Origin of the sequence: Francisella opportunistica, from assembly GCF_003347135.1 — a bacterium.
GTDB lineage: Bacteria > Pseudomonadota > Gammaproteobacteria > Francisellales > Francisellaceae > Francisella > Francisella opportunistica.
In genome coordinates this window covers 1542495-1562327 of record NZ_CP022377.1, presented here as the reverse complement: position 1 = coordinate 1562327, position 19833 = coordinate 1542495, and the positions used below count along the sequence as shown (strand labels likewise).

Genomic DNA, 19833 nt, shown 5'->3' with positions numbered 1-19833 from the left:
TACTTTTATATTATACTCAACTAGCTTATTTTTATTTAATATTATTTCTTCTATTACTTTAGCTCCAGACTACTAATTAACTAGTATTCAAATTAGATAATAATTAAGTTTTACAATAAATTACATGTTTTAACATCTTTTTAATAAGGAAAATATATACTTATCAAAAAAAGTGAGATTTAAAAAATGAAAAAAATACTATTAAGTTTTACATTACTTTCTGGAGTTGTTTTTGCTGGCGATGAACTAAAGTTCAACATAAAACTACATACTAATACGCAAGAGCAAAATAGTCTTATGCCACAAAGTAGGTATATTTCGGATAATATTAGTTGTCCACAAGGTAAATCTTGGATACAACAAGTAGGACAAAATGTATTTACTGCAAATGTACCTTTAATCTCGACATATGATTCAGAGCCATTTGGTTTATTGTGGCCTGCACTATCGCTGCATAAAAGGGTAGGTGATACTAGTTTATATTTTGTGGTGCAGGAGAAAATAGATAGGGAGCTAACGAAAGGACCAGGAGATAATGTCACAGTAAAATATCACTCACTAATTGCCGATGGTGTTAATACTGGAGTTGGGGAGCCAAATAATAAAGTATTAAAAGGTAAATTTAATCTTAGGGATTCGGAAGGTAATAGCTTAATAGGTGATTATAGAGATATGGAAGTGTCGGCACATGATAATCTTTGGTCTGGCCCAGAGAATGATGATGTATTAAGAGAAATGATTAGTAGTTATACTTCTAAAGATAATTCAGTGATTATTTCAGAACTTCTAATCAGTGATGATACTCAAAATGCAGATTTTATAGATCCTATTAATTCAGGTATTAAAAATATACTTACGGTTCATGTGCTTTTAAATGAAAAAGATTTCGAGAGTTTTGTAACAGATATGGATAACTATCAAGTTACCAAAGATGATTCTTTTCTAGAAAATTATCTAGCCAATCAAAATGCTATCCAAGCTATTCGTGATGGTTTAGAACTATATACAAAAGAAATTAACAAAAGTGATTTTCAGTTTGATGAATATTTTTATCTTAAAGAATATCCGGATGTAGCAGAAGCAGTGAAATCTGGATTTTTCAAAAATGGGCTTGAACATTATATGAAGTATGGTATTAATGAGGGTAGGAAGCCTATTTTAGATTTTAAAGAGGATTTTTATCTTAAAGAATATCCGGATGTAGCAGAAGCAGTGAAATCTGGATTTTTCAAAAATGGGCTTGAACATTATATTAAATATGGTATTAATGAGGGTAGGAAAACAAATAATGCAATCTAAGAGATAACTATGAAATTTAGTTGTCTTTAGCATCATAAAGAGTATTATTTGTAAACTCACTAATTTGGTTTTCTTACTTAATTTACATATAATATTTCTATTATCAAATGATGTTTGTAAATATTTTCTTATATATCTGTTTTTTATTACATATAATAACCCTTATCAAATTTTAAGATAAAGGTTTAATGATATGGATATAAGTTCTAATCAAGATAAAATTCTAGGTTTAAAAGATGTTACAATCATGGCTGTCACAGCTAATTTTGGTATTCGTTGGATACCTGTAGCAGCTTGCTTGGGAGCTTCAGCAATATTCTTTTGGGTACTTGGTGCTGTAATGTTTTTCTTACCTTTGGTTATAATCGCAGTTCAGTTATCCAGAAAACATCCTGATGAAGGTGGTATTTACTCATGGACTGTAAGAGCTTTAGGGCAAAAGGCAGGTTTTATGGTAGCGTGGTTATACTGGGTAAATACGATATTTTATTATCCAGCTGTACTTATTTTTTTAGCTACTAACTTTGCCTATTTCATAGGTCGGCCTGATTTGGTTGATAATCATTATTATATAACTACAGTTGTTTTAGTAGCTTTTTGGTTAGTTACAGTGATTAGTTTTTATGGCTTGAGAGCTAATAAATACCTCGTTGATATTGGTGGTATTTTAGGCTCATTTTTACCTGCTATAACAATAATTGTTCTAGGTTTTCTAGCATATTTAATCGTCGGAAAAAGCGCTACAGATTTTTCTTTAGCTAATATTGTTCCACATAATAATATTTGGCATAACTTATCAACATTGACTATTATAATGTTTGCAATGGCAGGTATAGAAATTATCCCAACTTTTGCTAATTCAGTCAAAGATGCTAAGAAAAATCTATATTATGGTCTAATGTTTTCTGCATTTATTTTGTTGGGTTTGTATATACTTGGGACAATTGCTTTGAATCTTGTTGCGTCACCTGACACAATAAATAGCACTTCAGGGTTGATGGAGGCATTTGAAATAATTGGTCATAGATTTGGTTGGGATTGGTTTCCAAGATTAATGGCATTTTTACTGACATTTGCAGAGCTGGCTGCTGTGAGTATTTGGCTTTTAGCTCCAGTTGTAATGTTCTTTAAATGTACACCTAAAGGAATATTGCCAGAGTGGTTACACAAAACCAACAAATATGATTCTCCTAAGAATGCTCTAGTATTTATGGGTGTATTAGTAACAGCTATAGTATTACTAACTAATTTCTTACCATCAGTAAATTTGATGTATCAAGCTTTAATACTTATGGCTACAGTACTTTATTTTATCCCTTACTTATATCTAGTAGTTGCTTACATCAAGCTTATGGATAGTACTTATAAGTATTTATTAGGATTTTTAGTATTTATATCGACATCACTTGGGATTATATTTAGTTTTCAACCATCTAGTGATTTAACGGGTGGATATGATATTTTTATATATGAGTTTGAATTAATTCTTGGACCAGTGATTTTTATATTTATTGGTTGGTTACTATATAAATTCAAGCGATAACTGTTCAAAAACATAGCTTTACTAATATCTATTAAGGAAATTATCTAGAATATGTGTTGGTAGTATCCTTTTTAACGATGCCATAATCCAAGTTGCTTTGGTAATATAATATCTAGGTTTTGGCTTATTGGAATTTATTATTTTCTCAACAAATTTTGCAACTGAAATGGCCGGTTCATTAAATGGGACTTTTTTATGTTGGCGTGCAAGTATTTTTTCATATTGTTGTTTATGCACCGAGGAGTCATAATCAACATTGGAGATTGTTTTGATAGAATTTTCTCTAAACTTGCTGGTAATAGGCCCTGTGTTTAGACTAGTTATAAAAATATTAGAGTCTCTTAGTTCTAGACGCATGGTATCTGTCAGACCTTCAATAGCATATTTACTTGCGTTGTATGCACCACGGTACTTCATCGCAACCAGTCCTAATACTGAACTATGTTGGATGATTTTGCCATAACCTTGCTTACGCATTATTTTCAAAGCTTTGTATGTTAAGTTATGTAATCCAAATACATTTGTTTCAAATTGTTGTTTGAGAAATTCTGTATCAATATCTTCTAAAGCACCAGCCTGACCATACCCTGCGTTATTAAACACTACATCTAGAGTGCCACCAGTTTTATTTAAAATATCAGCTAAAGCATTATCTATATGTTCATAGTTAGTTACATCTATAAGATAAGTTTCAAAGCCTTCTTGGCTAAGTGCTTCGACATCTTTTTGTTGTCTTGCTGAGGCAAAAACTCTGTGGCCTAGGTTTTTAAGATGGGCAGCTGCAGCGTAGCCTATACCGCCATGGGAGCATCCAGTTATGAGGATTGTCTTGCTATTGTTTGCCATGATATGAATTACAGTGTTTTATCTAGTATTGATTAGTTTAGGTTAAAATACCTACTATGTAAATTTATCTTATCTAAAATATTTCTAAATAACTGTTGATTTTGTGGTATTTAATAAAAATCAAACTTAAATTATCTTTTTGAATTTTCCGAGAATCTTTTTGAAAAGTCCTTTATCTTGATTGGCAGCATTTTGTTGTTGTAACTGGATTTGTCTGATTTGTTGCAGCTTTTGTTGAATCTTTATTTCAACATGATTGGTTTCAAACTGAGGTTCATTTATTACAGGTTGCTGTATATCTTGATTGATAGTTTGTTGAGTTTGCTGTGACGGATCTTTAATATCATCATCTAAGTTAAGTTTGCCAGTTTCAGGCATTCTTGGTTTGATAGAGAATTTATTTTGTGTTATAACGTAGATACTATTTTCATTTTTTCTTATGAAACCCTGATCTCTGAGTGCTCTACGGTACTTATAGATTAAACTTTTAGATACACCAAAACCATCTGCTAACTGAGCTGGGCTATAACCATGTTCAATTGCTTTTAGAATTGCTTTTTTTATTGCAAATTCTTTCTCAGCAGGAATTTTCATACCACAAAATATAATTATTAAAATACTTAGTTAATTATAACGTAGGTTTGGTACTTATACAACTTGACCAGCCGCCCAACCAGAAGCCCAAGCCCATTGGAAATTATAGCCACCGAGCCAACCAGTGACATCGACAACCTCACCAATAAAATAAAGACCTTTGACTTTATTTGCTTCAAGAGTTTTAGATGATAGCTCATCACAACTAACACCACCTAAAGTAACTTCTGCAGTACGGTAACCTTCAGTCGTTTGGGGATATACTAGCCATTGATGTGCTTTCTTAGTAATAGTATTAATCTCATCGATTGTTAAATCACAGACTCTTTTTTCGAGAATATCACTATTGAAAAAAATACCTACAAAATTCTTAGGTAATAATTCTGTTAGGTTGTTCTTTAGTGTAGCTTTTGCGCCTTGTTCTTTTTTTGTGCTTAGAAAATCAGCAATATTAGCATTAGGTGATAGATTAATCTCAATACTTTCTCCAGAGTTCCAATACGAGGATATTTGTAAAGTCGCTGGGCCGCTTAAACCTTTATGAGTAAAGAGAATATTTTCATCAAAACTAGCTTTGTGATTAGACACACGACAGAAGATTGAAATACCACGTAATCGTCCGAATTTTTGTTGATCTTTTGAATTAAATATAAAAGGTACAAGTCCTGCACGTTGTGGATTTACTTTTAGCCCAAATTTTTTGGCAATCTTATAACCAAAACCTGTAGCACCCATTGTTGGGATAGATAATCCCCCTGTAGCTATTACAAGTGATTGGCAGGTATATTCATCAGTTTGGGTCAAAATATCAAATGAATCTTGTTTTTTTATAATGTCTGCAATAGTTGTATGTAGTTGTATTTTGGCATTATATTTATTACATTCATCTAAAAGCATATTGACGATATCTTTAGCTTTGTTATCACAGAAGAGTTGTCCTAAAGTCTTTTCATGAAATGGGATATTATAATCATTCACTAAAGATATAAAATCCCATTGTGTATATCTAGATAGTGCGGATTTCATGAAATGTTGGTTATCAGCTAGGTATCTATCAGCAGCTATATTATAGTTGGTAAAATTGCAACGTCCACCACCTGACATTAGTATTTTCTTGCCAATCTTATTAGCATGATCTAGTACCAAAGTTTTACGACCTCTTTTAGCGGCTTGTATAGCACACATAAGTCCAGCAGCACCGGCACCGATTATTATTACATCATAGTTGTTGTTTTGTGTAGTCATTAAAAAAATCAAAGATACTTTGTGTACTAAATGTAACAAAGTATAACAGTTGTTTGAAATTTTTAGGAAAAAAAGAAATATGAAGAAATATAAAGAATTAGTATCTACCTTGTTGAATCATAGCTTCTGCTACTTTTTCAAAACCAGCTAAGTTTGCACCAGCAACTAGGTTGTAGCCAAGGTTGTATTTGCTACTAGCAAACTTACAAGCATGGAAAATATTAGCCATGATTTGTTGAAGTTTAGATTCAACTTCTTCAGCTGTCCAAGATAATCTAGCTGAGTTTTGGCTCATTTCTAGACCAGAAACTGCAACACCACCGGCGTTAGCAGCTTTACCTGGAGCTAGAATTATACCTTTCTTCATTAAGAATTCAATTGCTTCATTAGTTGTTGGCATGTTAGATGCTTCAACAACATACTTAACACCAGCATCAATAAGTTTTTGAGCTTCTTCAACATCTATCTCATTTTGAGTAGCTGCAGGGATTGCGATATCTGCTTTTATACCCCAAGGTTTTTCACCCGGATGCCAGCTTGCATTGAATTCTTTGGTGTAGTCTTGCATGGTTTTTTCACCGTTACGGATTTTTAGCAAGAACTCAATTTTCTCATCAGTTGTAATACCTTCAGGATCATGAACAAAACCTTTTGAACCAGAGATTGTAACAACTTTACCACCTAATTGAGCAACTTTCTTACATACACCCCAAGCAACATTACCATAACCAGATGTTACTACAGTTTTACCTTGTAGGGTTTCACCATCATGCTCAAGCATTTCATCTAGGAAGAATACCGCACCATAACCAGTAGCCTCAGGACGAATTAAGCTTCCACCTGACTCTAGTGACTTACCAGTTAATACGCCATTCTCGAAACATGCACGAATCCTTCTGTATTGTCCGTACATATAGCCGATTTCTTTACCACCAACACCAATATCACCAGCTGGTACATCGATGTCTGGACCAATATGACGTTGTAATTCCATCATAAAGCTTTGGCAGAAATTCATGATCTCAGCGTCAGTTTTACCTTTAGGGTCGAAGTCAGCACCACCTTTACCACCACCCATAGGTAGAGTAGTTAAGCTGTTTTTGAAAACTTGCTCAAAGCCTAGGAACTTAATAATACCTGAGTATACACTTGGGTGGAATCTAATACCACCTTTGAAAGGACCTATAGCACCATTAAATTGATATCTGTAACCACGGTTTACTTGTACATTGCCATTTCTATCAACCCATGGCACTCTAAAAGAGATACCTCTTTCAGGCTCTACCATACGCGCTAGAATATTTTCTTCGATATATTTAGGATTGTGTTCTAGAGCCGGTTTAAGAGTAGAAAATACTTCTTTTACAGCTTGAATGAATTCTTTTTCATGACCATCTCTTTTTTCTACTTGAGCAATTATGCTATCAATATATTTTTGGGCATTCATTTATGCATCTCCTTTATGATTTGAAATTTATTAGAATATTTTTTCATATGTTTAAAACAAGTCTCTTTATGTTTGGTATAAAGAAGCTTATGAATAAATATCCTGCTTGTACAAGTTTGCATTGAACTAAGTCAGTTTACAACTAACTTGGTTTAATTAATACGATTCTATAATAATTTTTTATTATTAAAAATCAAATAATTTAATTTCATATATAAAAAATATTTTACAAATTAGATGCTATTATTTATAGTCTTTAGATAATTAAGTATTTTCTCTGTCAAATAAGAGGATACAAACATGAGTATGTCTTTTGGTTTTAGTTTTATGAGTGTTGTTTGGAATATCTAAAAAAAGGAGTTGTCTATGCGCATGTTAAGTAATTATTTTAATCAATCCTATTCACCACTAAATATAAATCGCCTAAAGTATATACACCAACAAAATCTCTTTGAATTATCTTTTAAGTAGCAATTATAGGCAGAGGTTAGCGATTTATGAATCCTCAACAACTAGCTTTAGACAAAATAGCTCAAGCTCAACAACTGATTGTTGTAGTGGCAGATAGCTGGCAAGGTATAACGGCGAGATTATGGTACTTCAACAAAATTGGTGATAACAATTGGATAGTTGTTAAATCAGCTAGAACTGTTGTCGTCGGCAAGAATGGTCTAGCATGGGCAGATAGTTCGTACCAAAATTTAGCAAAGGCGCCATTAAAGCAAGAGGGTGATAGTAAGTCTCCAGCAGGAATTTTTAGTTTAGGTAAAATTTTTGGTGTTGCTAATATGACATTAGCTAACTATATTCAGTTAAAAACAGGCATAATATGTATCGATGATAGTAATTCAAAGTATTACAATCACATAGTTGATAGCAAACAAATTAGCGATAAAGATTGGCACTCAGCAGAAAATATGTCAAAGATTTCACTTTACAAATATGGCATAGAAGTTTTATATAACGCCAACCCAGCAATACCGAAAAAGGGTTCATGTATCTTTATGCATATCTGGAAGTCTGCAACTATTGGTACAGAAGGGTGTACAGCTATGGCTGAAGATGATATTAGCGATATTCAAGCGTCACTAGACTCAAGTAAAAAACCGGTATTAGTACAACTACCACAATATATCTATGAACAAGTTAAAAATGATTGGCAATTACCTGATTTATCATAAGGGCATAAATTAATGAATAAATATATAATTTTTGATAATACAAAATTACTTAACTATATAAGAGATAACTCTCTTACAACACCTTGCTATATCTATGATTTACAGCTTTTAGACGATACTTTTGCTATTGCAAAAAAAGCTTTGGATAAGAATTTCAAAAATGCTGAAATTCATTATGCAATTAAGGCAAATCATCATCCTAAAATAATAGCTATAGCTAAAAAGTATAATATGGGTATAGATTGTGTCAGTGGTGGCGAGCTAAAAAGAGCTTTAGAGCAAAAAATAGCTCCTGAGCATATTGTCTTTGCAGGTGTTGGTAAAGCAGACTGGGAGATTGAGTTAGCTATTGATAATGATATTTTTGCTTTTAACTGTGAGTCGTTACAAGAAGTAGAAGTTATTAATCAAATAGCCCAAAGCAAAAATAAACAAGTTAATATCTGTCTACGCGTAAATCCAAATATAGATGCACAAACTCATCATTATATAAGTACAGGGCAGTTTGATGATAAATTTGGTATCGCTTTTGTTGATATTCTTAACTGGTTAAAAAATGAATTTCAGAAATTTAATAATATAAAACTGATTGGTTTACATTATCATGTTGGCTCACAAATACTTAACTCCCAAGTTTTTCAATCACTTGCTATCACTGCAAATCAACATATTAAACTCTTAAAGCAAAATGATGTTAATATTGGACATGTTAATTTCGGTGGTGGTTTGGGGATTGATTATCAAAATCCTCAACTAAACCCAATTGTTGATTTTGCCGAGTTTTTTGCCAAATTTACTAAGTTTTTTGAATATTGTGATGAAATTAAATTACATTTTGAGTTAGGTAGATCATTAGTTGGCCAGTCAGGAATTCTACTATCGCAAGTTTTATTTAATAAAGTTACTCAAAATACACACTTTGCAATAATAGATGCAGGGATGACAGAGCTTATTAGACCAGCACTTTACCAAGCCCAGCATAAAATAGTTGCATTAGCTGTAGCTGATGAAAATCCAGCTGGAAAACAACATTATCATGTAGTTGGGCCTATTTGTGAATCAAGCGATATATTTGCAAAGCACTATCTATTACCAAAGTTAAAACGCGGTGATTTACTCGCTATCTATTCGGCAGGTGCTTATGGTAAGGTTTTAGCTAGTGAATATAATTTAAGACCAACTGTTCAAGAGTATTTTATATAAGGTTACAGTCATGCATATCTCAAACAAAAAAATCTCGACACTCTCATTAACAATGCTAAATATTTCAGCGATAATTAGTCTAAGTTCAATAGCCTATATGGCAACAATTGGCTTACAGAGCATTTTCTTTTACATAATTGCTGCGATTACATTCTTATTGCCAACATCACTTATTTGTGCTGAGCTTAGTAGTATGATTACGCAAAATAATGGCGGGGTTTTCAGTTGGGTCAAAGCTGGCTTGGGTGAAAAAGCAGGTGTGTTAGCAATGTGGTTAGAGTGGTTTAATAATGTTGTAGGTTTTCCTAGTTCAGTGACAGCACTAATCGCAACATTTTCTTATATTGGCTTTAGAGGTTTTGCTGAGGATGCTCATACAAGTGTAGCCTTTTGGTTGATAATGGTAGCTGTTTTTGTTGGCATAAGCTTATTTAACTGCTTACCATTAAGAAAAGTAGTAATCCTTAATATTATTGGTGCAGTATTTGGAATGATAATTCCGGGGGTGTTATTAGTTTCTGGGGCAATATACTTTGTAGTTACTGGACAGAGCAATTTAGAGTATCATGGTTTTAGCGATATTTTACCAGTATTTTCTTTAGGGACTTATGCACTATTAGTGAAGACATTATCATCATATTCAGGTATTCAATCGGTAGCTTTCCATATGACAAATATCGAAAAACCAGAAAGAAATATTCCTAAATCGATATTAATAGCTACTTTGATAATTGTATCTTTGACTATCTTAACAACAGTTGGTTTGACTATCATTATCCCAGTAAAAGATGTTAATGTTTTAAATGGTTTGATACAGGGTATTTCGCAAGTACTGAATATAATCGGTTTAGGTGATGTTAAGCCAATAATTGTGATAATGATAACTTTAGGTATGCTGGCGGCACTTAGCACATGGATCTTAGGTCCTGCTCGTGGTATGCAAACGGCAGCAGAGCAAGAGCTTTTCCCAAAAATTATGGCGGGTAAGAATAAATTCGGCATGCCAGTAAATACGCTGATGATACAGGTAATAATTGTAGTTGTATTATCATCGGTATTTCTAATAATGCCATCAGTATATGCCGCATTTGCTTTATTGATTGCCATCACTTCACAGTTTACTGTAGTAATGTGGATAATGGTGTTTGTCGCGGCGATTAGACTTAGATTTACACGACCAGATACTTATAGAGTTTTTCATGTAGGTAAAAGAAATTCTAATTGGCTGCTTATAACAATGTCATTAGTAGCTATATTTATGTGTAGTTTAGGTTTTATACTTGGGTTATTTCCACCTAGCTTCTCACATGTTAAAAATGTATTCCAATACACTATGATAATGGTTGTAGCGGATATTATAATTATCGCAATACCGCTTATCTGGATTTGGTTACATAGAAAAAGAATTTTGTAATTAAAAGCTTATTCTTTATTTTGTTACTTACTGCGAAAGCTATAACGACATACTTTTTCACGGAGCTCTTCGACTTTGCTCAGGAATCGGCATGCAAAATTGTCTAGCACTATGCTAACTTAGCCTAAAACAAATGCAAAATAAAAAACTCAATTTGTTCAAACCTAAAAATCACAGTTATCTTCGCGCTTGACACGGAGATCTTTATACTATTTAAGAGATTCCCACCTGCGTGAGAATGACAATAAATATTAAAGAACAGTCTTTGCTAATGCGCTTTTTACTATTAGATAGTTTTTTCTAAATTTAGTAGATATTCTTTTTTATCTAATCCACCAGTATAACCACCAAGTTTACCATTTGTATTGATTACCCGATGACAGGGGATAATTATTGGCAAAATATTTTTACCATTTGCATTAGCTACGGCTCTAAAAGCTGTTGGTTTGCCAATTTCTCTAGCTTCTTCAAGATAACTGATAGTCTCACCATAAGGAATTTTTATTAATTGTTGCCAAACTTGTTTTTGAAAATTAGTACCTGTTAGTTGTAGTGGGATTGAGAAGTCTCTTAACTCTATTTTAAAATATTTATCTAACTGATCTTTTGTTTGACTAGTTATTTTATTTGTTTTAAAAGTAATTTTTGCATTATAGGTTTTTAGTAGTTTTTCTATTGACTTAATAATTGAATCATTAGTAAAAAAACAAGCATATAGATAACTATTATCAGCAACCGCGATTAAACAGCCAATTGGTGTTAGTACTTCTTGAGCGTAAAATATAGTTTTATAGCTATTTTTGTTTATTGCAGCTAAATAAATTTGATGAGTTTCTTTTAGCATGAGTATATTATGTATTTTATGTCTCTTAAATAATAACTCAAATTATGTTTAATAGTAAATTTTATAAGTTTTTACCTCTAGCATTTTTAATTATTGGCATTATTGCATTCTTTAGCTTTGGTGGACAAAATTATTTATCACTAAATGAACTAAAAGAGAATTATCAAAGTATTATAGCTTTTACTAATAGTCATTTCTTACTAAGTATATTATTTTTCTCTTGCGCTTATATAGCTGTCGTGGCGCTTTCAATCCCAGGAGCTACTATTATGACCTTGCTTGGAGGACTATTATTTGGTTTGCTGTTAGGATCTTTTGTCGTTGTAGTTGCAGCTACACTTGGGGCTAGTGTGGTTTTCTTTGCGGTAAGAACAGCTTTAGGAGATTTTCTAAAGACCAAGGCAAAAAGAAGTATAGAGAAAATGCGCCGCGGTTTTGAGAAAGATGTTTTTAATTATCTGCTAGTACTGAGGTTAATTCCAATTTTTCCTTTTTTTATTATAAACATCTCAGCTGGTCTGTTGGGCGTTAAGTTTAGAGATTTTTTCTGGGCGACTTTTCTTGGTATAATCCCTGGTAGTGTTGTCTATATATGGGTTGGTACTAGTTTTGCCTACGTAATCCAGCAGGGTGATGAGGTCAACTTAGGTATTATATTAGAGCCACAATTTATTTTGCCAATAATCGCTTTGGCAATCTTATCAGTCGTTCCTGTGTTTATCAAAAAACTTAACAAAAAGGTTTACTAATTATGATTAAGACAGATATTTGCATTATTGGTGCAGGTTCAGGCGGGCTTTCTGTGGCAGCTGGTGCGGTACAAATGGGCGCTAAAGTTGTCTTGTGTGAAGGTAACAAGATGGGTGGTGATTGTCTTAATTATGGCTGTGTACCTTCTAAAGCAATTATAGAAGCCTCAAGAATTATCACAAAAACAAATAAGGCACAAGATTTTGGCATAAATATAAATAGTATTAATGTTGATTATAAAAAAGTCCAGCAGCATATTAAAGACACGATAGCGAAGATAGAACCACATGATTCTGTTGAGCGTTTTGAAGCTTTGGGTGTCAAAGTTATCCAAGAATATGGTCAAATAATCGATCAATATACAGTCAAAGCAGGTGATAATGTTATTAAGGCTAAGTATATTGTTATAGCAACAGGGGCAAGCGCAATTATACCTAAGATTAAAGGCTTAGATGAGGTAGATTACCTAACTAATGAAACAATCTTTGAGCTTAAAGAAAAACCTAAGCATTTGATGATTATTGGTGGTGGACCTATCGGTGTTGAGTTAGCGCAGGCTTATGCTTTATTTGGTATCAAGGTTACTATTTTTGAGGCATCAGATGCTATTTTAGGGATGCTTGATAGTGAATCTAGAAAGATTATTCTTAAAGAATTTGATAGGCTAGCTATGAATGTGATAACAAATGTAAATATTAGCGAGATAGTGCAAGATAACCAAGAGATAAATCTTTACTGTGGTGATAAGCTTTATCAAGGTTCACATTTGTTAATTGCTGCTGGACGAGCGCCAAATTTACATAAGCTTAATTTAGACAAAACTGGCATTAAATATACCGTAAGAGGCATAAGGGTTGATAAGCGCCTAAGAACAAATTACAAAAATATTTATGCAATGGGCGATGTTATAGGTGGGTATCAGTTTACTCATGTTGCTGGCTATCATGCAGGTATTGTGATTCAAAATATTCTTTTTAAATTACCAGCAAAAGTTGATTATGCTAGTTTACCCTGGTCAATATATATAAGCCCAGAAATAGCCCATGTAGGACAAAATATCGCACAAGCGCAAAGTCACGGGGCAACACTTCTAAAGCTGTCATATCAAAATAATGACCGTGCAGTAGCAAGTTTAGCAACTGATGGACTGATAAAGGTGGCTGTAAGTAAAAAAGGCTATATATTAGGTGCTACAATCATTGGTGAGAATGCTAGTGAGTTAATTGTACAATGGACTATAGCTATTAAAAATAAGCTAAAAATAAAAAACATGACATCACACATAGTTGCATATCCTACTCTAAGTGAGTTAAATAAGAGGCTAGCTGGTAGCTACTTTACTCCCATTTTGTATAGTACTAAGGTTAAAAAGCTAGTCGGTTTTTTAATGAAAGTATTTGGCAAGAAACTATGATTGAGCAAAGAATTAGACCAGTATTTCAAAAATTATTTGTTGATAGTGTAGCTAAACTTGTGATTTCTAGAGCAGATCCTAATGTGATTACACTGACATCTTTGATTTGTGGTTTATTTGCAGCAGGATTACTTTTTGTAAACGAATATTTCTGTGTAACTTTGCTTTTGTTATCTGGGTATTTTGATATTCTTGATGGTTCAGTTGCGCGGCTACAAGGTAGCTCTTCATCACTAGGAACTATGTTAGATATCCTAAGTGATCGCTTTGTTGAAAGTTTTATTATTATCGCTATTTTTATTAATCAGCCACAAATAGCTTGGGTTGGTTTATTAATGATGATGTCTATAATTGCCTGTATTAGTAGTTTTTTGCTAGTTGGTATCTTCAGTCAAAAAGAATCAACAAAGAGTTTTTATTATAGCCCTGGCTTGATTGAGAGAGCTGAAACATTTATATTTTTTATCTTGATGATTTTATTTCCTAATACAGTATTTGTACTAGGATTGATTTATACATTATTGGTTTTATGGACAACACTGTACCGTTGCTATGAATTTTATGTTTATGATAAACAAAGGAGTAATCTTGATGAGAAAATTTTTGAATAAAACTTTTGTTGGTTTTATGGCTGGCTTAATTAGTGCTTGTATCTTGTATTTTATTTTTACCCTTATTCGTCAGCATAGTATTGAACTGAATGATCAGTTTAAGTATACACTTTACCGCTTAATGGTATGGGGTGGAGTTTGGGCTATCCTATTTGCGCTACCATTACCAAAAAATATTTTTATTAAAAGCTCAATTATAGCTTTAGCGGTTATTTTATTTAATTTTCTAGTTAAAATGCCATTAGCAGGGCAAGGTTTTTTTGCTGCAAATGCAGGTGCTGAAGTATTCATTATGAATATTGTCTTTAACTACCCCTGGGGGATATTGGCAGGTCTTATATATAAAGTCGTTAGCCTTAAATGATCTTTTGGCGGATTCGCTGATAGTTGTTTTTTACATAAATCTTTGAGAATTAAGTTATATTGCTTGTTTTTTGTCAATTAACCCTTATATCTTCTAATAGCAGAAAAATTTTATAACATTAATCAAGTAGTTTATATTTAAATTAGATATATTATTACAGCATTATTTAGAGTATTTAGGAGTTTCAGTTATGGCAGATTATTATTCTTTACTAGGGGTGAGTAGAGATGCATCAGAAGCAGATATAAAAAAGGCATATAGAAGGTTAGCAAAAAAATATCACCCTGATGTTAATAAAGAAAAAGGTGCTGAGGATAAATTTAAAGAAATCCAGGTCGCATATGATGTTTTAGGTGATAAAGAAAAAAGAGCACTCTACGATAGCTATGGAGAAAACTGGGATAAAGTTCAACAAGGTGGTTTTGGTGGCCATGGTGGTGGCTTTGGTGGTTTCTCGCAAGGAGGTGGACCACAAAGTTTCAATTTTGAAGATCTAGGTGATATCTTTGGAGACCTTTTTGGAGGCGGTGGTGGCACCAGAGGCTTCGGAGGAGGACAGCCAAGAGCAAGGAAAGGTGAGGATATAAATATATTATTACGCTTAAATGTCGAAGATGCGATTAAAGGCGGTAAGAGAACAGTTTCGTATAGTTATCAAGAAATAGGTGCTAATGGTGTGCCGACAATGCAGCACCAAAGTGTTGATGTTAAAATACCACCAGCGATGGGTAATGGTAAGAAACTTCGTGTAAAGGGTAAAGGTAGTGCAGGTATTGGTGTAAATGCTCCTGCAGGTGATCTTTATATCAAAATAGAAGTTGTCGACCATAGTAACTATAAAGTTGATGGTAATGATATCTATGAGCATATCAATATTGCACCATGGGAAGCAGCTCTTGGAACATCATTAGAAATAGATACTCCTTATGGTAAGAAGAAAATGAAAGTGCCAGAAGGAAGCCAGTCAGGACGCAAAATGCGTATAAAAGGCAAAGGTCTTGGTGATGGCGATTTCTATATTGTTTATGATGTTAAGTTGCCTCTAGCAGATACAGAGGAGAAAAAAGAGTTCTATAGACAAATGCAAGAGAAGATGAATTTTGATCCTAGAGTGTGAGATTCACAATTTATAAGCTTCCCCCCCCCGTCAACAGAGATTACCTGACCAGTTATAAAGCCAGCGCTACTAGATAGTAAAAATGCTATGGTCGCTGCTATTTCATCAGAAGAAGAAATCCAAGAGATTTTAGCAGATTCGACTATGCCAGTTGCTGAAGAGTGGGCAATACATGATTATGAAGATTTTGATAGCTTAGGTTTGCCCAGAGTATGAAAGTTTAGAAACTATTTCTCAAGTAGCTGAAAACATTGTAGAACATGGTAAGCTTTTCATAGAAGCTTATAAGTATACAAATAGCATGGATGAAGCTATCGAAATGATAAAAGATCTTTTCATAGGTTTATATAACTCAGTTGAAGACCATGCAGAAGAAACTACTTATATTTCATCAGTTCCAGAATATCTAAGATACTAATCGATTTTGAATCTTTAGCTCGTGATATTGAGCTATCAGGTGACATCACAACTTTTACAGTTAATAATCAAATAGCTGTTTTCTTTTAATATTTAGTTTATCCTTTTATACAAGCTACACATCAAATTTAGGGCGTGTTGAAAACTAGCCATATATAGAATAATATTTGTTAAAATATAGTTATATTAATTTTCATATGCTTATCTGATGAATCAACTAGAGATGATAAGTCTTAATGACTTAGTACCGAGAAATCATATATATCGTAAGTTTGTATCGATTTGGAATTTTAAAAATGTTGCTAAGAAATTAAAAAAGTTTGAAAAAGATAACCCTTATAAAGGTTATGGAATGCTACGTTTATTTAAATGTTTGCTATTACAATTTATGGAAGATCTTAGCGATAGAGAATTAGAGAAATATCTACAAGAAAATAACGCAGCAAAATGGTTTTGTGAATTTACATTATTAGAAAAAACTCCCGATCATAGTGTATTTTGTAAATTTAGAAAGAATATAGGTACTCGTTTTATATCGGAAATTTTTAATGATTTAAGAAAGCAATTAAAACAACAAGGATTTATCAATGAAGTCTTTAGTTTTGTTGATGCTAGTCACTTAATAGCTAAAGCTAATCTTTGGAAAGAAAGAGATAAAGCTATCAAAGAGAAATATGAAAAGTTAAATAATGAAATACTTCCTAAAGTAGCTATAGATAAGCAAGCACGTATAGGCTGTAAAGGTAAAGATAAATTTTGGTATGGTTATAAGAAACATACTAGTGTAGATATGCAGAGTGGACTGATTAATAAAGTAGCTGTGACACCTGCCAACGTTACAGATGCAAAGGGTATAAAATATGTTTGCCCTGATGGTGGTGCGATTTATGCTGATAAGGGATACTGTACAAAATATGCTAACAAAACTGCCAGGGATAACTGTTGTGACCTTAAAGCCATAAAGAAGAATAATATGCTTGGTAAAAATCATGATCAAGACAGTTGGTTTAGTGCTATACGTTCACCTTATGAAAGAGTGTTTGCTCATCAGGATAAACGTGTTAGATATAGAGGAGTTTCAAAAAATCACTTTGCTGAACTGATGAAATCTATTTGCTTCAATCTTAAGCGACTTGTAGTGCTTGACCCACTCAATTTGTGCTTGAACTAGGATAAGTGTATCCAAATATCAGAAATATTAATAAAACATAAAGAAAAACTTTAGAATAGTGGCCTAAGATGCACAGCGTTAAAGAATTAAGCTTTAAACACACAAATTGGGTAAGCTTTCAACAGCCCCATTTATTAAAAATGTCTATAAGCTCAATTATAAATGTTTCTCTTTATTTAGATAAATTCTTTCTATCTAAAAAAGAGAAAAAGCGAAGAAAACTGGAAGTGATCAATACTTTAAATGAGGCATCAAATTTAATACAAGAGATTTTAGATTTAGAAGAAAATATTGAAGAAATGGCTCATATATTAGAATCAAATTATAAGAAAGCTAATGACTCACTTGATAAAGCCAAAGACTTGATAAGAGTATATTTCAGTAAGAGAAAAGCTAACAAAACTAAAGAAATGTATTTAAGGTTATCAAAACTTAAAATAGAAATTGCATATATAAGAGATAATAATTATGAGACAGAATTTATACAAGGATATATGTCTGAACTGATTACAGCTCTTACTAACTTCATTTATGCGAAAGATAACTATATAAATCAATACTTCTAGCAATAGCCAAACCAATTAAATATAATAAATTTATATACTTATTTTCTACTTAAAACTCAAGCAAATGGCAAAAACAAAAAAGACAGTTTCAGAGTCTATCGAAGTCACTCTATGGAAAGCAGCAGACAAACTTAGAAAAAATATCGATGCTGCAGAATATAAACATGTTGTATTAGGTTTGATATTTTTAAAATATATCTCAGATAGTTTCGAAGAGCGATACGCAGAGTTACAAAGTGAAGAGTGGGCAGATCCAGAGGATAAAGACGAGTATTTAGAGTCAAATATCTTCTTTGTGCCTACTAAAGCAAGATGGTCGTATCTTTTGGCAAATGCAAAGCTACCAGAGATTGGTAAGCTAGTCGATGAGGCGATGGATGAGATTGAAAGAGAGAATAACTCACTAAAAGGTGTATTACCAAAAGTTTATGCACGCGATAATCTTAACTCGACAACACTAGGTGAGCTAATCGATATAATCGGTAATATCTCAATTGGCGATACTCAAAGCCGTAGCGCAGATGTGCTTGGTCATGTATTTGAGTATTTCTTGGGAGAGTTTGCACTAGCAGAGGGTAAGCAGGGCGGACAGTTCTATACACCAAAATCTGTAGTTGAGCTACTTGTGAAAATGCTTGAACCATACAAAGGTAGAGTATTTGATCCATGTTGTGGTAGTGGCGGGATGTTTGTTCAATCTGAGAAATTTGTTGAGTCACATCAAGGGCAAATCAATGATCTTTCTATCTATGGACAAGAGTCAAACCAAACTACTTGGCGACTATGTAAGATGAACCTAGCAATACGAGGTATAGATAGCTCGCAAGTTAAATGGAATTCTGAAGGCTCATTTTTGAATGATGCACATAAGGACTTAAAAGCTGACTATATCATTGCAAATCCACCATTTAATATATCAGACTGGAGTGGTGAGCTATTGCGAAATGATGCAAGGTGGCAATACGGCACACCACCAGCAGGTAATGCTAACTATGCTTGGATACAGCACTTCTTATATCATTTAGCACCTACGGGAGTAGCTGGTTTTGTATTAGCAAAAGGAGCATTGACATCAAACACTTCTGGTGAAGGTGATATCCGCAAAGCTTTAGTAGAGGCAAATTTGGTTGATTGTATAGTTAATTTACCTGCTAAGTTGTTTTTGAATACACAAATCCCAGCTTCTCTATGGTTTATCAAAAGAGGTCGAAAGACAAAAGATATACTCTTTATAGATGCTAGAAATAAAGGGCATCTAATTAATCGTAGAACTAAAGAGTTTAGTGATGATGATATTACAGAAATAGCACAAACATATCATAATTGGAAAGTCGACAAGGACTATGAAGACATCAAAGGCTTTTGTAAGTCAGCAAGCTATGAAGAGGTGGCAGAGCTAAACTATGTGCTAACACCAGGTAGATATGTTGGGCTAGAAGAGGTTGAAGATGATTTTAACTTTGCAGAGAGATTTACAAGCCTAAAAACTCAACTAGCAGAGCAAATGCAACAAGAAGAAGCTCTAAACCAAAGGATTATGGATAATCTTGAAAAGATAAAAATAGCGGATGAATAAACCACCCCACCGACAAGTCGGCACCCCTCCAGCGGAGGGAAATTTGTACTAGCTAAATTTAGGACATTCCCCTTCTGTGAAGGGGTGGCAGTCGCTAGACTGACGGGGTAGTTTAGTACCTTGCTCGCAAGGGGAGGTGGTTTTGTATAGATTGTGAAGCAAGACGGGGTAGTTTTAAAATATAAAAATGGATTCTATGGTCGAGCCATAGAATGACCAAATAAAGGTTAT

At 33.2% G+C, this 19833-nt stretch carries 17 protein-coding genes and 3 pseudogenes; 14 read left to right on the top strand and 6 right to left on the bottom strand.

Translation table 11 applies throughout. The features are described 5' to 3' along the window. Positions 1 to 186 precede the first annotated feature (186 nt). Positions 187 to 1017: pseudogene (locus CGC45_RS07680) on the top strand (hypothetical protein); the annotation flags it as partial. A gap of 475 nt (positions 1018 to 1492) precedes the next feature. Beyond that, the gene (locus tag CGC45_RS07675) at positions 1493 to 2842 is read left to right on the top strand and encodes an APC family permease (RefSeq protein ID WP_071629716.1); all 1350 of its coding nucleotides are present in this window, start codon (positions 1493 to 1495) and stop codon (positions 2840 to 2842) included. A gap of 21 nt (positions 2843 to 2863) precedes the next feature. Here CGC45_RS07675 and CGC45_RS07670 read toward each other — a convergent pair whose 3' ends face one another. The 4 genes from CGC45_RS07670 to gdhA form a co-directional block, all read right to left on the bottom strand. After that, on the bottom strand, positions 2864 to 3688 hold the full coding sequence (locus CGC45_RS07670) for an SDR family NAD(P)-dependent oxidoreductase (RefSeq protein ID WP_071629715.1): 825 nt from the start codon (positions 3686 to 3688) through the stop codon (positions 2864 to 2866). Positions 3689 to 3814: 126 nt separating this feature from the next. Beyond that, the gene (locus CGC45_RS07665) at positions 3815 to 4282 is read right to left on the bottom strand and encodes an FTL_1293 family small RNA FtrC-regulated protein (protein ID WP_071629714.1); all 468 of its coding nucleotides are present in this window, start codon (positions 4280 to 4282) and stop codon (positions 3815 to 3817) included. Positions 4283 to 4336: 54 nt separating this feature from the next. Then, positions 4337 to 5527 (bottom strand): BaiN/RdsA family NAD(P)/FAD-dependent oxidoreductase, encoded by a 1191-nt coding sequence (locus tag CGC45_RS07660; RefSeq protein ID WP_071629713.1) that lies wholly within the window; start codon positions 5525 to 5527, stop codon positions 4337 to 4339. 97 nt (positions 5528 to 5624) lie between these two features. Next, the gene (gdhA, locus tag CGC45_RS07655; RefSeq protein WP_071629712.1) at positions 5625 to 6974 is read right to left on the bottom strand and encodes an NADP-specific glutamate dehydrogenase; all 1350 of its coding nucleotides are present in this window, start codon (positions 6972 to 6974) and stop codon (positions 5625 to 5627) included. Between the two features lie 497 nt (positions 6975 to 7471). Between gdhA and CGC45_RS07650 the strand changes: the two genes are divergently transcribed. From CGC45_RS07650 to CGC45_RS07640, 3 genes are read left to right on the top strand one after another with little or no spacing between them, the layout of a single operon-like run. After that, a complete protein-coding gene (locus CGC45_RS07650) occupies positions 7472 to 8155 on the top strand; it encodes a L,D-transpeptidase family protein (protein ID WP_071629711.1) in 684 nt (227 codons plus the stop codon). 12 nt (positions 8156 to 8167) lie between these two features. Next, positions 8168 to 9358: a diaminopimelate decarboxylase gene (lysA, locus tag CGC45_RS07645; protein WP_071629710.1), complete on the top strand. Its 1191-nt coding sequence runs from the start codon at positions 8168 to 8170 to the stop codon at positions 9356 to 9358. A 10-nt stretch (positions 9359 to 9368) separates the two neighbouring features. After that, positions 9369 to 10772 (top strand): APC family permease, encoded by a 1404-nt coding sequence (locus CGC45_RS07640; protein ID WP_071629709.1) that lies wholly within the window; start codon positions 9369 to 9371, stop codon positions 10770 to 10772. Between the two features lie 286 nt (positions 10773 to 11058). Here CGC45_RS07640 and CGC45_RS07635 read toward each other — a convergent pair whose 3' ends face one another. Then, positions 11059 to 11616 carry a methylated-DNA--[protein]-cysteine S-methyltransferase gene (locus tag CGC45_RS07635; protein WP_071629708.1) on the bottom strand — a complete coding sequence of 186 codons (558 nt, stop codon included), beginning with the start codon at positions 11614 to 11616 and terminating at the stop codon, positions 11059 to 11061. Between the two features lie 29 nt (positions 11617 to 11645). On the opposite strand from CGC45_RS07635, the gene CGC45_RS07630 reads away from it, so the two are divergent. The 5 genes from CGC45_RS07630 to CGC45_RS07610 all read left to right on the top strand — a co-directional run bounded on the left by CGC45_RS07630 (position 11646) and on the right by CGC45_RS07610 (position 15872). Next, complete coding sequence (locus tag CGC45_RS07630; protein WP_114702122.1) at positions 11646 to 12365, top strand: TVP38/TMEM64 family protein; 720 nt, start codon at positions 11646 to 11648, stop codon at positions 12363 to 12365. A 2-nt stretch (positions 12366 to 12367) separates the two neighbouring features. Then, a complete protein-coding gene (locus CGC45_RS07625) occupies positions 12368 to 13780 on the top strand; it encodes a dihydrolipoyl dehydrogenase family protein (protein ID WP_071629706.1) in 1413 nt (470 codons plus the stop codon). After that, positions 13777 to 14391, top strand: coding sequence for a CDP-alcohol phosphatidyltransferase family protein (locus CGC45_RS07620; RefSeq protein WP_071629705.1), 615 nt, complete (start codon positions 13777 to 13779; stop codon positions 14389 to 14391). Before CGC45_RS07625 ends, CGC45_RS07620 begins: the two co-directional genes overlap by 4 nt. Further along, positions 14372 to 14755: a membrane lipoprotein gene (locus tag CGC45_RS07615; RefSeq protein WP_071629704.1), complete on the top strand. Its 384-nt coding sequence runs from the start codon at positions 14372 to 14374 to the stop codon at positions 14753 to 14755. Before CGC45_RS07620 ends, CGC45_RS07615 begins: the two co-directional genes overlap by 20 nt. A 190-nt stretch (positions 14756 to 14945) precedes the next feature. Further along, complete coding sequence (locus tag CGC45_RS07610) at positions 14946 to 15872, top strand: DnaJ C-terminal domain-containing protein (RefSeq protein WP_071629703.1); 927 nt, start codon at positions 14946 to 14948, stop codon at positions 15870 to 15872. A gap of 14 nt (positions 15873 to 15886) precedes the next feature. Here CGC45_RS07610 and CGC45_RS09390 read toward each other — a convergent pair. Beyond that, positions 15887 to 15982: pseudogene (locus CGC45_RS09390) on the bottom strand (SDR family oxidoreductase); the annotation flags it as partial. On the opposite strand from CGC45_RS09390, the pseudogene CGC45_RS07600 reads away from it, so the two are divergent. The 4 genes and pseudogenes from CGC45_RS07600 to CGC45_RS07585 all read left to right on the top strand — a co-directional run. Next, a pseudogene (locus CGC45_RS07600) lies at positions 15981 to 16379 on the top strand (antirestriction protein ArdA); the annotation flags it as partial. The pseudogenes CGC45_RS09390 and CGC45_RS07600 overlap by 2 nt on opposite strands. Positions 16380 to 16497: 118 nt before the next feature. Then, entirely contained in the window at positions 16498 to 17460 is a 963-nt protein-coding gene (locus CGC45_RS07595) for a transposase (protein ID WP_071628504.1), read from the top strand. Positions 17461 to 17600: 140 nt separating this feature from the next. Then, positions 17601 to 18026, top strand: a complete 426-nt coding sequence (locus CGC45_RS07590) for a hypothetical protein (protein ID WP_071629702.1) — start codon at positions 17601 to 17603, stop codon at positions 18024 to 18026. 64 nt (positions 18027 to 18090) lie between these two features. Next, complete coding sequence (locus CGC45_RS07585) at positions 18091 to 19602, top strand: class I SAM-dependent DNA methyltransferase (protein ID WP_071629701.1); 1512 nt, start codon at positions 18091 to 18093, stop codon at positions 19600 to 19602. Positions 19603 to 19833 lie beyond the last annotated feature (231 nt).

Excerpts from the sequence above, each read along its gene's own strand:
- CGC45_RS07590 (WP_071629702.1), top strand. The coding sequence starts at position 17,601 with ATGTCTATAAGCTCAATTATAAATGTTTCTCTTTATTTAGATAAATTC.
- CGC45_RS07625 (WP_071629706.1), top strand. The coding sequence starts at position 12,368 with ATGATTAAGACAGATATTTGCATTATTGGTGCAGGTTCAGGCGGGCTT.
- CGC45_RS07620 (WP_071629705.1), top strand. The coding sequence starts at position 13,777 with ATGATTGAGCAAAGAATTAGACCAGTATTTCAAAAATTATTTGTTGAT.
- CGC45_RS07595 (WP_071628504.1), top strand. The coding sequence starts at position 16,498 with ATGAATCAACTAGAGATGATAAGTCTTAATGACTTAGTACCGAGAAAT.
- lysA (WP_071629710.1), top strand. The coding sequence starts at position 8,168 with ATGAATAAATATATAATTTTTGATAATACAAAATTACTTAACTATATA.
- gdhA (WP_071629712.1), bottom strand. The coding sequence starts at position 6,974 with ATGAATGCCCAAAAATATATTGATAGCATAATTGCTCAAGTAGAAAAA.
- CGC45_RS07610 (WP_071629703.1), top strand. The coding sequence starts at position 14,946 with ATGGCAGATTATTATTCTTTACTAGGGGTGAGTAGAGATGCATCAGAA.
- CGC45_RS07660 (WP_071629713.1), bottom strand. The coding sequence starts at position 5,527 with ATGACTACACAAAACAACAACTATGATGTAATAATAATCGGTGCCGGT.
- CGC45_RS07635 (WP_071629708.1), bottom strand. The coding sequence starts at position 11,616 with ATGCTAAAAGAAACTCATCAAATTTATTTAGCTGCAATAAACAAAAAT.
- CGC45_RS07675 (WP_071629716.1), top strand. The coding sequence starts at position 1,493 with ATGGATATAAGTTCTAATCAAGATAAAATTCTAGGTTTAAAAGATGTT.
- CGC45_RS07585 (WP_071629701.1), top strand. The coding sequence starts at position 18,091 with ATGGCAAAAACAAAAAAGACAGTTTCAGAGTCTATCGAAGTCACTCTA.
- CGC45_RS07615 (WP_071629704.1), top strand. The coding sequence starts at position 14,372 with ATGAGAAAATTTTTGAATAAAACTTTTGTTGGTTTTATGGCTGGCTTA.
- CGC45_RS07640 (WP_071629709.1), top strand. The coding sequence starts at position 9,369 with ATGCATATCTCAAACAAAAAAATCTCGACACTCTCATTAACAATGCTA.
- CGC45_RS07650 (WP_071629711.1), top strand. The coding sequence starts at position 7,472 with ATGAATCCTCAACAACTAGCTTTAGACAAAATAGCTCAAGCTCAACAA.
- CGC45_RS07665 (WP_071629714.1), bottom strand. The coding sequence starts at position 4,282 with ATGAAAATTCCTGCTGAGAAAGAATTTGCAATAAAAAAAGCAATTCTA.
- CGC45_RS07670 (WP_071629715.1), bottom strand. The coding sequence starts at position 3,688 with ATGGCAAACAATAGCAAGACAATCCTCATAACTGGATGCTCCCATGGC.